The 14,587-nt window shown below is 45.0% G+C and carries 16 protein-coding genes; 1 reads left to right on the top strand and 15 read right to left on the bottom strand.

The features are described 5' to 3' along the window. Positions 1 to 131: 131 nt before the first annotated feature. The 10 genes from A0256_09870 to A0256_09825 all read right to left on the bottom strand — a co-directional run bounded on the left by A0256_09870 (position 132) and on the right by A0256_09825 (position 10,015). Entirely contained in the window at positions 132 to 1,088 is a 957-nt protein-coding gene (locus tag A0256_09870; GenBank protein ID AMR31708.1) for an acetyl-CoA carboxylase carboxyltransferase subunit alpha, read from the bottom strand. 46 nt (positions 1,089 to 1,134) lie between these two features. Then, a complete protein-coding gene (locus A0256_09865; GenBank protein AMR31707.1) occupies positions 1,135 to 1,509 on the bottom strand; it encodes a hypothetical protein in 375 nt (124 codons plus the stop codon). 308 nt (positions 1,510 to 1,817) lie between these two features. Beyond that, complete coding sequence (locus A0256_09860) at positions 1,818 to 3,569, bottom strand: xylosidase (protein AMR31706.1); 1,752 nt, start codon at positions 3,567 to 3,569, stop codon at positions 1,818 to 1,820. A 257-nt stretch (positions 3,570 to 3,826) separates the two neighbouring features. Then, positions 3,827 to 4,966 carry a lipase gene (locus A0256_09855; GenBank protein ID AMR31705.1) on the bottom strand — a complete coding sequence of 380 codons (1,140 nt, stop codon included), beginning with the start codon at positions 4,964 to 4,966 and terminating at the stop codon, positions 3,827 to 3,829. Between the two features lie 541 nt (positions 4,967 to 5,507). After that, a complete protein-coding gene (locus A0256_09850) occupies positions 5,508 to 6,350 on the bottom strand; it encodes a hypothetical protein (GenBank protein ID AMR31704.1) in 843 nt (280 codons plus the stop codon). 21 nt (positions 6,351 to 6,371) lie between these two features. Continuing rightward, positions 6,372 to 6,842, bottom strand: a complete 471-nt coding sequence (locus A0256_09845) for a hypothetical protein (protein ID AMR31703.1) — start codon at positions 6,840 to 6,842, stop codon at positions 6,372 to 6,374. Between the two features lie 19 nt (positions 6,843 to 6,861). Beyond that, on the bottom strand, positions 6,862 to 7,389 hold the full coding sequence (locus tag A0256_09840) for a hypothetical protein (protein AMR31702.1): 528 nt from the start codon (positions 7,387 to 7,389) through the stop codon (positions 6,862 to 6,864). Continuing rightward, positions 7,386 to 7,769: a hypothetical protein gene (locus A0256_09835; GenBank protein ID AMR31701.1), complete on the bottom strand. Its 384-nt coding sequence runs from the start codon at positions 7,767 to 7,769 to the stop codon at positions 7,386 to 7,388. Before A0256_09835 ends, A0256_09840 begins: the two co-directional genes overlap by 4 nt. After that, complete coding sequence (locus A0256_09830) at positions 7,747 to 8,541, bottom strand: aminotransferase class I and II (GenBank protein ID AMR31700.1); 795 nt, start codon at positions 8,539 to 8,541, stop codon at positions 7,747 to 7,749. The genes A0256_09835 and A0256_09830 overlap by 23 nt, the downstream gene beginning before the upstream one ends. 751 nt (positions 8,542 to 9,292) lie before the next feature. Continuing rightward, the gene (locus A0256_09825) at positions 9,293 to 10,015 is read right to left on the bottom strand and encodes a hypothetical protein (protein ID AMR31699.1); all 723 of its coding nucleotides are present in this window, start codon (positions 10,013 to 10,015) and stop codon (positions 9,293 to 9,295) included. A 274-nt stretch (positions 10,016 to 10,289) separates the two neighbouring features. On the opposite strand from A0256_09825, the gene A0256_09820 reads away from it, so the two are divergent. Beyond that, positions 10,290 to 11,192 carry a mechanosensitive ion channel protein MscS gene (locus A0256_09820; protein AMR31698.1) on the top strand — a complete coding sequence of 301 codons (903 nt, stop codon included), beginning with the start codon at positions 10,290 to 10,292 and terminating at the stop codon, positions 11,190 to 11,192. Here A0256_09820 and A0256_09815 read toward each other — a convergent pair. The 5 genes from A0256_09815 to A0256_09795 form a co-directional block, all read right to left on the bottom strand. Beyond that, on the bottom strand, positions 11,189 to 11,641 hold the full coding sequence (locus A0256_09815) for a hypothetical protein (protein ID AMR31697.1): 453 nt from the start codon (positions 11,639 to 11,641) through the stop codon (positions 11,189 to 11,191). The genes A0256_09820 and A0256_09815 overlap by 4 nt on opposite strands. 68 nt (positions 11,642 to 11,709) lie before the next feature. Then, complete coding sequence (locus A0256_09810; GenBank protein AMR31696.1) at positions 11,710 to 12,462, bottom strand: hypothetical protein; 753 nt, start codon at positions 12,460 to 12,462, stop codon at positions 11,710 to 11,712. A 50-nt stretch (positions 12,463 to 12,512) separates the two neighbouring features. Then, positions 12,513 to 13,499 (bottom strand): aldo/keto reductase, encoded by a 987-nt coding sequence (locus A0256_09805; GenBank protein ID AMR31695.1) that lies wholly within the window; start codon positions 13,497 to 13,499, stop codon positions 12,513 to 12,515. A 151-nt stretch (positions 13,500 to 13,650) separates the two neighbouring features. Further along, the gene (locus tag A0256_09800; protein AMR31694.1) at positions 13,651 to 13,893 is read right to left on the bottom strand and encodes a hypothetical protein; all 243 of its coding nucleotides are present in this window, start codon (positions 13,891 to 13,893) and stop codon (positions 13,651 to 13,653) included. A 74-nt stretch (positions 13,894 to 13,967) separates the two neighbouring features. After that, positions 13,968 to 14,552: a thioredoxin gene (locus tag A0256_09795; GenBank protein ID AMR31693.1), complete on the bottom strand. Its 585-nt coding sequence runs from the start codon at positions 14,550 to 14,552 to the stop codon at positions 13,968 to 13,970. Positions 14,553 to 14,587: the final 35 nt, after the last annotated feature.

Genomic DNA, 14,587 nt, shown 5'->3' with positions numbered 1-14,587 from the left:
CAGCGTATCAAACCGTCATTGCGTGGCACGAAGCAACACTTTAAAAGCATTACTGTAAACCAAAAAAGCGGCTCATCGCCGCTTTTCTATTATCTTTAATCTTGGTTCTTACCGTCTTGAATCGATAAGATCTATTCCTCCACTACAACGCCCATGTTGCAGAACTTATCGATCCGTTCGGTAACCAACTCATCAATGTTCCGTTCGGTTAGTACTTTCAAATCTTTGATCAATTGTTTTTTAAGCGTGGCTGCCATGGCAACGGGATCCTGGTGGGCACCACCAAGAGGTTCTTTGATCACGCCATCTATCAGCTTGTTCTTCAGCATTTCGCTGGAGGTCAGCTTCAGCATTTCTGCCGCACGTTCTTTTTGCTCCCAGGTTTTGAACAGGATAGTGGAGCAGTTCTCCGGTGATATCACCGAATACCAGCTGTTATCCAGCATCATTACTTTATCTCCGATACCGATACCTAATGCACCGCCCGATGCACCTTCGCCTATGATGACACAAATAACCGGCACTTTTAACACCGACATTTCTAACAGGTTACGGGCAATGGCCTCACCTTGTCCGCGTTCTTCTGCTTCTAAACCAGGGAATGCTCCGGGTGTGTCTATCAGCGTAACAACAGGCTTGCCGAATTTCTCGGCCATTTTCATCAATCGCAAAGCCTTGCGGTAACCTTCGGGGTTAGCCATACCAAAGTTACGGTACTGGCGCTCTTTGGTGTTACGGCCCTTCTGGTGACCGATGAACATCACTGTTTGTCCGTTTAAAGTACCAAAACCACCAATGATCGCTTTATCATCCCCTACCGTACGGTCGCCGTGCAGCTCAATGAAATCATCGCACATCAGCTCGATATATTGCAGGGTGTAGGGGCGCTCGGGATGGCGCGAGATCTGCACTTTTTGCCAACCGCTAAGGTTGCTGTATATTTCTTTTTTGGCGGCTTCCATTTTAGCTTCCAGTTCGGCAATAGTGGCGCTCATGTCGAGTTTATTCTTCTCTTCCACTTGCTGCACTTTCTCTATTTGCCCCTGGAGCTCTGCCAGCGGTTTTTCAAAATCAAATGTAATCTTCATACAATTTATTGAGCCGCTAAATTAAAAAATTCAATCGGCATATTGATTAATTATCATTTTTGTATCCCTTTAGTTTATTTACCTGCTGCAGCGCCAGTAAATTATACGTTTTATAAGCGGCCATCAAAATAGCATTCCGCAGTTCGCCGTAGTATAATCCGCTGCGGTTGCCGTAAAAAAGCACATCGCCTTCGGTTAACTTTTTGGATTGGAACAGCTCATCCAGTTTGCTTTCATTTTTTACAATAAAGCCACCCATTTCTATTTTCTTGCGGTTCAGCTCAGTATTGATCTTCGTCAATGCAGTAATCTGCGCCGGACTCAAGTCTAATTCCTTTTTATATTTCAGCGCCTTTTGTGCCGATGGGAAGCCATTCAGATCAGCAACCAAACTCATGTGGTATTGATCCTGGCCCTTCATCAGGGCGTTGTATTCCCGTTGGTTATGGTTTTTACAGGGGATGGCTTGAGGAGGCTATCTGGCGTTTGCGCTAGGGCGGAAAATCCTACCAAGAAAAAGATAATCACCAAATTTATTTTTACCATAGTTTTGACTTAAGATAACGGAAACATAATTTACGAAAATCGCTTTGTATCTGCACTACTAAAACATCATTGCGAGACACTAAGCAATCGCTAAAAAAGCAAAGCCACGTGCATTGGCTGCATGTCCTGAGTAGAGATTGCTTCATTCTTGCAATGACGATTTACTATAAAACATTGCAAACTTTACTCCACCTTTATCACCTTGGTCCGTTTACTAATTCCATTCTCGTTAAAGGCCTCTATCTGGAAATAGTACGACACGTTTTTTTCCATCCCGTTAAAATAATATTCATTTACATTGTATACCATTATATTGTTATATAATTTATCGGGCGCTATGCCCACGTAAATGGTATAGCCAACAGCGCCATCCGTTTGGCGCCAGCGGAGCCAGGAGTTACGGTTCTCTTCCTTGCCACGCAATACAATGAGGTTCTTCACCGTATCTGGCACGGCACCGGCGCCCTTACCAAACACCCTAAAGCCCGACAAAGCAAATTTGCCGGTAGGCATGTGGTAATTGGTGATCTTTAAGTAACGGGCCTTTGCGGCTGTTTTGAGTTCAACATAATCATGCGGCACATCGGTTTTGTTTTGGCGCTTATCTACCAATGGCTTCCAGGTTCTGCCATCTATTGATGACGAGATCAAATATTGATGAAACACACCGAGTGATTTCCCCATAAAGGTGGCATCCTGGTCGGCATAGTTAAGCTGGATAGCTTTTACGGTGCTTACTTCCCCCAGGTCGGTTTGCAGCCATTCTCCCTGGTTGCCGGTTTTGGCGCTCCAGTACGTTTTAATATCTTCATCCACAGCAAGGTTAGGCACATAGGCACCCAATGTTGACGACACCTGCACAGGTTTATTATAATTCAGCAGCATCCAGCCAGTAAAATTGCTTTTGAGATGGTCCTCCTTACCTGCCGATAAATAATGAGGGTAATCTCCATAAGCGGTGTTGGTGTAAAGGATGCCGTCATCATCAAACCCGGCGGGCCAGAAGCCAATGCGCCTTTCGAAATTATTCTTTACATCTACTACCATGGTACTGATGTGCCAATAGTTGCCATACTTGTCTGCCCAGGTGGCCCCATGCCCTGCCCCTTTTGCAAAGCCGCCGGGCTTATAACTAAAGGGATTGTGGCTTTGGTATTTAAACGGACCAAGCGGTTGATCGCCCACGTAAACGCCATCACCATAGCCTTTGCCTTCGGTACCGGGTGCGCCGTACTGCAGGTAGTATTTGCCGTTATGCTTATTCATCCAGCTGCCCTCCATAAATCCAGTGAGGAAAACATTATCATTGTTTTCGCCGAAACGCTCCCAGCCATGCTCCTGCCAGTTCAGACGGATCATCTCCTTTTTTGGGCCGATAGGTTCAAATGTTTTCCGGTCGATCTCCTGCCCGTACAGTGGCAGCGTATTGCTACTGCCGTGGTAGATATAAACCCTTCCGTCATCATCTGCAAACATCCCGGGGTCCCATGCCCCTACCTGGAAATAATCCTTGGCGGCTTTCCAGGTATCGTGGGTTGGGTCGGTACTCATCCACAGGGTGAAATCCTTATTGTAGGTAGAACCGATCACCAGCAGCGTATCGCCTAAAACCAGAGTAGCAGGTGCACAAAGTTCATCACCTTTTACCTGGTTGTAGGGCCGTACAAATTTGCGGGGAACAAACTTCCAGCTCAGCATATCCGGGCTAAACCAGTAACCAAACTGGTTAGTACTGAAAAGGTAGTAATTGCCCTTAAAAAGTGTTACGGTTGGGTCGGCGGTAGCGCGATGTTTACCCCATGCGGCAAAATTTTCGAACGGTGTATACCCATAGTCGAGGCTAAGCGGATTGCAATAAGTTAGCCTTTTAGTTTGGGCGGATGTGCCAAACGCAAAACAGCAAACGAACAAGGTGATCAGTATTGTAACTTTCATAACAGGATGGGCAATTGGTTAATTCAAATATAGATAATGTTGGCTACTTAACCCAGATAGGCGATTTTTAACCGCTGAGTCCGCAAAGAAAAATTTAGAGCCAAGCAATTTTATAATAGCGCTTTTAAATGAAACCCAGCTCTAATTTTTTCTTGATTCCCTGCGCATACGCTGCGCTCTCCGTGGTTTAAAAAAATGTCAACAAACAAAAACGGCCGCCCTAAAGGGCAGCCATTAAAAATATTAAGCCATTGAGCTTACATTCCGAATGCTTTTTTCAACTGATCTACAGCATACATCTCAGCGTCTTTGGCTTCTGGTACAATGGCACCCATGCCGAAGAATTCGTGGGTTACACCATCCCAGTTTTTGCTGTCGGTAGTTACGCCTGCATCTTTTAATTTCTCAACCAACGTCATACCTTCACTCTGCAACGGGTCGATCTCGTCTGTTATAACTGTTGTTGGGGGCAGCCCTTTCAGGTTGGCAGCAACCAAATTAATGCGCGGATCTTTACCTTCGCCCATGTTATTCAGGTAGTTTTTCACAAACCACATCATCATTGGTTTATCCAAAGGTTTCGCGGCTGCATTTTTTACGTAAGACTTTGTGGTCATATCTGATCCAGCAACCGGATATACCGCTACGATAGCTGTTGGCAGCATGATTTTGGTATCGCGTGCTTTGATCGCTGTATTAATAGCTAGGTTACCACCAGCACTTTCGCCCGCAACCGCAACTTTCTTAGCATCACCTTTAATAGCAGCGGCATTGGCCAATACCCATTTGTAAGCTGCAAAAGCATCGTTGTGCGCAATAGGGAATTTATGCTCGGGAGCCAATCGGTAAGCTACCGATACCACAACGGCGCCAACTTTATCAGCCAGTACATTAGCAGATGCATCATAAACATCCAGGTTGGCAATTACAAATCCACCGCCGTGGTAGTAAACAATTACCGGGTAGTTGCTTTTGCCGGTTTTAGGTACATAAATACGGGCGTGGATAGAACCGCCATCTACAGGAATGTCTTTACCCATTGTATCTACATTAAATACCGGTTTAGGGATATTGTTCTCTTTCATCAGGTCCATCACCGCATCGGTTGGGGTGTGGTTTTTACGGGCCTCAACCGCAGTTAATTCGGGGATAGGTTTATCACCATAACTGGCTAATTTTTCTATTACGGCCTGCATTTCCGGTTTGATATCCGGTGCCCAGGCTGGTGCATCACCTCTAGGTTTGATCTCTGCTTTTTTAGTAGTATCAGCCGAACTGCTAACAGAGGAGTCTGTATTTACGCTGTCGGTTGCGCTAGATGAAGACGAGTTGCTTTTGCAAGCCACGGCGCCCATTATACAAAATAGTGCCGCGTAATTAAGTGCTTTAATTTTCATTTGGTAGTGTTATTGTTTTCTTCCCTGCTTAACACTACCTTTTATAATTTGTTAGAATTAGTTAAATTAATTTCTTAATCTTATTACTCGAAAATCGAATAAATTCGGTTGGTGGTTCCTGGATCTAAACACAAACGGCTCCAAGAAGACCCGGAGAATGCTAAGCTAATCACCAGATATAATCCGTGAAATTCAATTCGTTTGATAAAATCAGTTCCAACTCATTCTTTCAAAAAGATGATAGTCGATCCAATCACAACCGGGTTAAAACCACAAAGGGAACTCCGTTGCCGGCGCCCCCTTTGATGATGAGATTTAGTTGATTTACTGTTTTTAAGATTTACAGAAATCAAATCTATAAAAGTTTTTAATACTAACGTATCAAAATTTCTATAAATAATTGATAAACAACGTGTTGTTAAATTATTGATACGGTTAGATACCAAGTTCAACCACACTAAATAAACTCATATTCAGGTTGTTTCTAACATCGGCGCTGAAACCGCAATACGCCTCAACCGCAGGGACGAGTTTTGCTGATTTATTTGACCTTATTGCCCATACCCATCCACAACAAGGCATTAATGATGAATTTGTCTTCCACAGGGTTGCCCAGCGTATGCGATAGATCTTTATTAGTTTTCCCTTGATAGTCAATATCGTTATGCCCCATATTAAAATAGATCATCTTATAGTTCCGGTTGGTCCAAACCACAGGATAGTACCCACTATGCCAGATCTCGTTCGGCTTCGGTCCTGTTCCCAGGGGAAAGCTGCGCGAATCTATCGAAGCCAGAATCCTGATATCTGGATTTTGGCGCAGATCTTTTTCCCACCGGTACCATTCGTTGGGTGATGCTTTGAAAGTTACCGGCAAGCTTTTGGTTGCCGGATGTTTGCTATCCGCTACTTTTAATATTGCTGAAGTTGGCCGCCAGGTATTGCTAACGTACTGGCCCGAGCCTAAAAATTGGTTGTGATACCAATCCCAATCGGCATTAAAATCTGACGGGGTAAGGGCAAATGCCGAAAAGTGGAACCCCATCCAGCCACCACCATTTTTCATATAGTGTTCAAACGCGGCGCGTTGTGCGGTATCCTCGGTGCGGGTATCCAGGAAGATCACCACTTTGTATTTGGACAGGTAGGCCGCATTCAGGTTGCTCCAGTTATTGGTAGAGTCGTACGCAAAATGGTACTTCTTCGCCATTAATGGGAACCATTTGTTGGCCTCATGCACAAAACTGATATGCGCCTGGTCGCTTTTGGCCGTGTAAAAAGCGATCACCCTGAATTTTGGGTTACCCTGCGCAAAAATGCCGGTGACTACAAAAACACACGCAATGCAAAGCCCGATCGCTTTAGTTTTAAGAGATGAATTCATTTGCTTAAAGATTAGTCCTGGCTATTTTTTGATCCTGATATAGGTTTCCACTATTTCGTGATCAATTTTCAGGCTATCTATCTTCTCAATCCCTTTCTGTTGCATGGTATCGCCCTTAAAGGTCACCTTGAAATCAAAGGAATGACCTTCCCATTCACGGTAGTTGCAGTATTGTAGGTTTTCGGTATAGTTACCCTCTTTAAACGAATAGGTGCCCGCACCCGAATCAAATACCGGTTTGCTGCCGGCCTTCTTCAGGTCATGTTTAAAAAATGCAAAATGATCTCCATTGAGTACTTTGATCATTTCGTCTTCCTGCCCTTTAACCGGGTAGGTTACTACACTATCGCCTTTTGTTACGGTTACGGCAGCAATTAGCTTCCAGGTGCCCTGGATCGGCGCACTATCAGTAGTAACAACGAAGGCGTCTTTTGCGGTTTGTTTACAGGCCGCAAAAGCAACCATCGGGATAAATAAAAATTTGAGTTTCATGTTTTGAGATTTATGAGATTTAGTTGTTAGATCTAATTTCCTTCCAATTGATTACATCATTTTGACCTGCATATTTTAAAATATCTTCGACGTTGTATAAGCCAGGTTCAGTACTAAAGCCTATTTCCTTAAGATATTCAATATACGAGGCATGCGAAATAAAACCTTTTTCAGTTTTTTTTGATGGGATGATTACTGCCCAGATCAACCTCATTGGAAGCTTAGCGTTTACTATAGTTTTTGAACTATACAGACAAATAACTCCATCAATTACATTTGCCTTCTCAATATTTTGAATGGACGAACCTAAATACATGAGAACAGAATCGGACTCTAAATTCATAGACCACTCCTTCATGCCGTTCAAATTTATAAGTTTATATGGCTTCAGCAGAGGAATTTCATAATCATCCCATTCGCCCCGATTAATATAAAATGGATCTACCTTTTTTTGTGCACGATGGCACGAGTTAAAGCCCAGCCAGGACACCGCCAACGGAATTATGATCAAGAAAAACTTGATGTCGACAACTCTATTCCTACTCATAAAACCAACTGCTGATACAACCGCTCTATAGTTTCATCCCCATCGATGCAAAAGCCCGGATGCACTTTAGATGTTTGCACCACGGTACTGCGCGTAGCCGTTAACCAGCGGAACCGTGAAGGAGCGTCCAGCAAACCTATCGGCCCGGCATCTGCGCCGCCGTTAGAGATCCGCTGGAAAGAATCGAGGTTATCTTCCAGATTGTCCAAATCGAGATCTTTGAATAACGCGGTGAGCCGCGCTCTATCTACCTTGTACATCATCCTTAAATATTTGTGCTTTGCGCAATATAATATCACCCCCACATTCATAAACTCTTCGCGCTCTGCCCTGGGCACCACGCGGATAATGGCATACTCAAATAAGTAACGATCTTGCATCTTGCGCTTCTTTTAAGAATATACCTGAGTTTGCCAGCCGGCTTTTTAAAAATCTGGCGTACACCTGCCGCTGATCGTCTTCCGTTTCGAAGGACCTGTCGGTGAGCCACGCGTCGGGGATGATCGATACTATCGCATCTATCTGTTCCGGTGTTAGGATGGCTTTAAATTCGGCGTCCACCTGTTCCAGTTCCGATGCTTTTTTTAGCAGCACATGGTCTTTGATCTGCACAAATGGCCGCCGCGATTGCTCCTCCCAGTTGTCCATACTGTGATGAAAATACAGGGCTGCACCATGGTCAATCAGCCAAAGTTCTTTATGCCACATCAGCATATTGGTGTTGCGCGGGGTACGGTCCACATTGGTGAGCAGTGCATCCAGCCACACAATTTGTGAGGAGAGCTTTTCATCGACAAGGGTAACCGTAGGATCGAAAGTAATGGCACCCTGCAAATAATGCAGCGCCAGGTTAAGTCCTACGCTGAACTTTAGCAGATCCTGGATCTCTTCGTCCGGCTCTGTGCGACCGAAGGCTTCATCAAGATTTACGAACACCAGCTCCGGCATTCGGAAGCCTAGTACGCGCGCTATTTCACCGCCGATCAATTCGGCGATCAGCGCTTTTGGCCCTTGCCCGGCACCGTGAAACTTAAGGACATATAAAAACCCGTCGTCGGCTTCGGCAATAGCCGGCAGCGAGCCACCCTCGCGAAGCGGGGTAACATAGCGGGTAACGTTAACGGTGCGTAGTTGCGGCGGTGTAATACTCATAGGTTATTTGGAGGCTCTAAGATAACTATAAATATGAAAACGTCCTGTTGAATTGGTTTCACCACCCCACGTGCAAGGTCAACTTTTGGGGGGGTTACCTGTCCCGTGGGATGCCGAAATAAATTCGGCATGACGGCGTGCGGGGTGAATAGGATAATTGCTAATTCTTACGTCGTCATGCTGAACTTGTTTCAGCACCCCACTTGCTCGGTGAACGTCATGACGGTTACCTGTCCCGTGGGATGCCGAAATGAATTTGGCATGACGGCTGGGGGTTGAAAAAACGCAATTAGTCACTTTCACGTCGTCATGCTAAACTTGTTTTAGCACCCCAATGCTAAGTCATCTTCATGGCGGTTACTTGTCCTGTGGGGTGCCGAAATGAATTCGGCATGACGGCGTGTGGGGGTTGGTCACCTTTATGGCGGGCACCTGTCCTGTGGGGTGCCGAAATGAATTCGGCATAACGGCGTGTGGGGTGAATAGGATAATTGCTAATTCTTACGTCGTCATGCTGAACTTGTTTCAGCACCCCACTTGCTCGGTGAACATCATGACGGCCACCTGTCCCGTGGGGTGCCGAAATGAATTCGGCATGATGGCGGCGGATTGGTGAACTTCATGACGGCCACCTGTCCCGTGGGGTGCCGAAATAAATTCGGCATGACGGCGGGGGGAGTCAAGCACAAAAAAAAGGCGGATAACCAATGGCTACCCCCTTTACATAATCACACTGGATCGGCTAAAAATATTATTTACCATCCGCCGGAGCGGCCATCACATCTTTTTTATTCTTGTGGCGTTCTTTCATCTCAGATTTTACCTGGTCGTAAGTCTTTAATTGATCTGCGTTAAAAACCGTTTTTAAATCCTGATCTGTTTGTTGCATGATCAGCCTGCGGCTTTTACGGTTGATTTTTTTATCATCGGCAGCCACGTTGTTTTTCAGGCTATCCATCCGGGTAGCACGGTTAAGCAAAATAGTATTCACTTTAGCAGACTGATCTGCTGATAAATTCAATTTCTTTTGCAGCATGCCGGTCAAACGTTGTGCTTTCTCGGCCGGGTTATGAGCCCTTCCTCTGCCATTCTTCGCAATTAAACCTTTGCCGCCTTTAAACTTGTTCCTCATCTGCGTTTTTAACTCAGTATAAGTTTTGTTTTGGTCTGCATTGAACACGGCAGAAAGCTCACCATCAGTTTTTGTTAAGAGGCTTTTAACTGCCTGGCGATTTATTTGCTTGTCGCCGGTTTTTTTGGCCCGGAGGCTGTCCATTTGCGTGGCGCGGGCCAGCAAAATCTCATTCACCTTTGTTGACTGGTCGGCACTTAAATTCAATTTCGTTTGCAGCATTTTGGTTAGGTGTTCTGCCTTTTTTGCAGGGGTACCGTGGCCATTATGCTGCTTGGTTTGTGCCTGGGCTAATACGCTTAAGCCCAACACCATAGTTATCATTAACAGGATCTTTTTCATATCTTTTTTTCGTTATTTTAATAGATAGACGGCCCCGGGCGAGGATGGTTTAATGTATTGGTTTTTGTTACAGGAACGGGACATATTTAAGCGATGAAAGGGTTTAAAGGATATTCGTCGCCGGTTGGGCAAACTATGTGCAGATGGGTCGATTAGCAACCTTTGACAAGGGTAAAGCCTACGGCGAGGCGATATTTGTACGCAACCTGAATGATTGCCCATTTCCATAATATACTCTTCGCAAACATTCTGCCCCGTTTAACCTTTTAATAGGATGGACATTAATAAAGCATACCAGCTGATCACCCAAAAGCTGTATACCTGGCTTCGCGATCTGATCAAACTGCTCCCGAATATTATCTTAGCGGCTATCATTTTGGTTATTGGCCTCTACCTTGCCAAGGTGCTTAAAAACCTTGTCGCCAAATTGATTAACAGGCTTTCTATCCATACCAGTCTTAACAATTTAATTATATCCATTGTATACATCGCATTAATTGGCATCACACTGTTTACGGTATTATCAGTGCTTAACCTTGGCCAGGCGGTAACTACCCTGCTTGCCGGGGCGGGTATCATTGGCCTGGCGCTGGCTTTTGCTTTCCAGGATATTGCGGCTAATTTCATGTCGGGCGTGCTGATCCTGTTTCGCAAACCCATGAATGTGGGCGATACGGTTGAACTGAAAGGCTATATGGGCAAAGTTGCAGAGATCAACCTGCGTGATACGGTGATCCGCACTTTCCAGGGGCAAATGGTGATCATCCCCAACAAGGACGTTTTCCAAAACCCAATTGAGAATTTTTCTATCCTTGGCAAGCGAAGGATAGATATGGAGATAGGCGTTTCTTACGGTGATGATCTTGAAAAGGTGAAAGAAATTACACTCGCCGCGGTCAAGGGCATTCCCGGCATCAGTGAAGAAGATGAAACGACCATGTTTTATACTTCATTTGCGGATAGCTCCATCAATTTCATCATGCGCATCTGGGTAAGTACCATAGATCCGATGGCTTTTTTAGAGGTAAAAAGTGAGGCCATTATCCGCATCAAAAAAGCGTACGACGAAACTGGCATCATGATCCCTTTCCCTATCCGCACCATGGATTTTGGCATAAAGGGCGGGGTGCCCCTAAGCGAAATGAAAGTTGTAACGGAAGACGAGAAGCAGGCTTAGATCAGTCGCTTACATTTAGCAACCAATTCGGTGCCATCGTAAATAAGCAAATCACCGCTTTTATCAACCACATATATTTCGGTTGGCCGTTCTACACTGTGGTATTTATCGCCGTCTTTTACAATTTCTGACGCCGAATCGGTAATTGGCGGGGTATCATTCAGCTTAAGGTTAGTGCCTACAAAGGTAATGGCCTGGATATAAACCTTACTGCCGCTGCTGATCACTTCATAAGCAATCTGTTCGCCCTTATCAGATTTAATGGTTTCATCGTGCCAGGCGCCTACCAGTTTACCTGTTTTTGACGATGTAGCTTTTAATCCTGAAGAGCTGTCGGCCTTAACAGAATCCGCTTTACCGGCGCTGCCCTTGCCGGCTTGTTTGCAGCCCGTGGCAATAAAAAAGGAAAGCGTACTTAAAACGATCAGGGAATAAGATAAACGACGCATAGTAGATGTGATTTGCCTCAAAAGTACAAAACCTAACGTTAACACGGAGATTCAGCAGTACAAGTAATTTAACCGTTAGCTACAAAACTATTTAGTGTTTGCAGGTTCTTAACGGCATCGCCCATGGTGTTGTTAAAATAAACATATACAGCCTTGCCCTCCTCCTGCCAGGTTTGAATATATTGCGCATACTCTACTAAAAAGTCGTCCGGGTAACTGCCACGATAGCTACCACCCGGGCCATGGAAACGCAGGTAGACAAAGGGCACCTCCTGCTCCAGCATTGGCGGTGCGGATTTTGGCATATCATGCAGCACTACGCCCATTTGATACCGGCGCAGCAGGCTATAAATATCATCCCGATACCAGGTTTTGCTGCGAAATTCTATAGCGATATGCCACCCGCCAGTATTAGCATCATACAGCAACTGCAACAGTTTTTCCAATTGCACCCTGCTGGCTATGGTTATGCTGGGAGGAAACTGCACCAGCAGGCAGCCTTTCTTTTCGGCGGCCTGGTTTATAATGTGCATAAAGCAAGCAATATCAGCAGAATCAAAGGCCAGGCCTTTGTTATGAGTAATGTTGCGCCAAAGTTTATAGGTGAACCTGAAATTACAAGGTACCTCTGCCGCCCATTTGCTTACCGTTTTAGGCATGGGTAGTTTGTAAAACGAGCTGTTAATTTCGATACTGCTAAATAACGACGCATAATAATACAACCGGCTCTTAACCTGGTATTCGGCAGGGTAAAGCGATTTGTTGGGAACCGGCAGTGTTAAACCGCTGGTTCCCGAATAGTATTTGCCTTGTTTATTCATTTAATATAAAACACCTAAGAGTTCATTACGATCATCAGGCAAGGCATTTATTAGTTCCTGTCTACAAACTTCCAGTTGCCTTCATTATATCTTTCTCCGGTATCAGGATATTTCTTCAGCAACGCTTCAATAGCTTCGAGGTTTTCGCCGTTTAACTGTACATCAACGCTTCCTGCATTCTCTTCCAGATATTTGCGCTTTTTGGTACCGGGTATTGGGATGATGTTTTCACCCTGATTGATTACCCAGGCGATAGCCAGTTGCGCCGGAGTACAGCCGAGGCCCTCCGCTATTTCCGCAAAGCCTTGCGCCAGATTTTGGTTGTTTGCTGCATGGCCCTGCTGATAACGCGGCAGCGATTTACGGAAATCACCCTCCTTCAACTCATCCAGTTTTAAGGTGTTTGTTACCAATCCACGAGCCAGCGGACTAAAAGGTACGAAAGATATCTTTAATTCTTTACACAACGGAATGATCTCCTTTTCCACATCCCTGGTGAGCAGCGAATACTCGCTTTGCAAAGCCGAAATGGGGTGCACCGCGTGGGCACGGCGAACGCTGTTTGGAGAAGCTTCAGACAGGCCGATGTAGCGCACCTTGCCCTCCTTTACCAGATCAGCCATGGCTCCTACCATTTCTTCAACAGGCACATTCGGGTCAATCCGGTGAGCGTAATACAGATCGATCACATCGGTTTTCAAGCGTGTCAAACTCGCTTCCACTGCTGTTTTCATATAGGCGGGCGAGCCATCAAAGGTGCTCAACTTACCATCTGCCGCTGCCCTAAACCCAAACTTGGTAGCGATAAAGATCTTGTCCCGGTTTGGCTTTAACACCTGCGAGATCAGGCTTTCGTTCTGCCCGTTGCCATATACATCGGCTGTATCCCAAAAGTTAATGCCCAATTCAATCGCTTTATTAAGCGTCGCTATCGATTCCACATCGTCGGGTTCGCCATAGGCATGGCTCATGCCCATACAGCCTAAACCAATGGTAGAAAGTTGTACATCTGTATTTCCTAGATTTCTGTAGTTCATGGTGTGTAGATTAATAATAAATGGGTGTTTAATGATTGGTTATTCGAAACGGGCATCAGTCCTATCCTATTTTTACCGCTCGCAGTTTGACTCACCCCGGGTTCGCTCCGCTGCCCGACCCTCTCTTTGCTACGCAAAAAGAGGGTAAAATCTATACTTGCCACCATAGCTCCACTCTTTGCGCAGCAGAGAAGCGTTGGTGGTAAGTCAACTCACCAGGTGACTTCAATTTCGACATGCACGTTTTCAACCCTTTCTCAAATTTATAATTACCGAATTTTTGCAGTCTTTTCATATAGGCATAATTGATGCCAATAACTGCAATGAGGATCACTAATCCGAAAAATTCCCGGCTTTCAATCCATGGCTTTTCGGCTTTCTTGATTTGTACCATGCGTCACTTAGCCAATTCAAATTATCCTGTCTATTTTACCTGGAAAATTTATCTTTAAGTAAATCAGTGTATACTTAATTCTTTGCTATTAAAGACTTTAGCAAATCGATCACCCGTTTGCTATCGTAATCAGCAGCACCCTGGTGGCGCAACACCATTTTACCTTCTGTATCAATGATGACCGTTGTGGGCAAGGTGCCAGCGTAAACACTTTCTTCAACATTACTGGCTATTTTATAAAGCGGTAAAGTATAACCATTGCTTTGCAGGAAGCCGGCAGATTTGGCGAAGTCGCCATCTGCATCAACGGTAATAAAAACAATATCCTTGTTAGCTTTAAATTTTTCATAAAGACTATTCAGGGATGGCAACTCGGCGCGGCAGGGCGGGCACCAGGTAGCCCAAAAGTTAATAACAACCACCTTGCCCTTTAAATTATGCAGACTCAGGGTTTGCCCGGCCGGATCGCTGAATATCAGGTCGCTCACCGCAACTCGTTTGGATGTAGCGGCTTTACTTACATCAGGGTTGAAAAAACCGATGCTCATGAGTCCGCGGATCATCAGCGTTTTCACGGTTGGAACAAAAATTACCGATAGCAGGGTTAGTATAAATACAGCGTTGAGGATATTACTTTTTGAGAACCAGTTTTTACGCATCTTGAATTATAAACCCCGTAAATTTATATTTTAAT

Origin of the sequence: Mucilaginibacter sp. PAMC 26640 (assembly GCA_001596135.1) — a bacterium.
Taxonomy (GTDB): Bacteria; Bacteroidota; Bacteroidia; order Sphingobacteriales; family Sphingobacteriaceae; genus Mucilaginibacter.
Note: the sequence above shows the minus strand (reverse complement) of the source record. Positions and strands in the feature narration are given on the sequence as shown.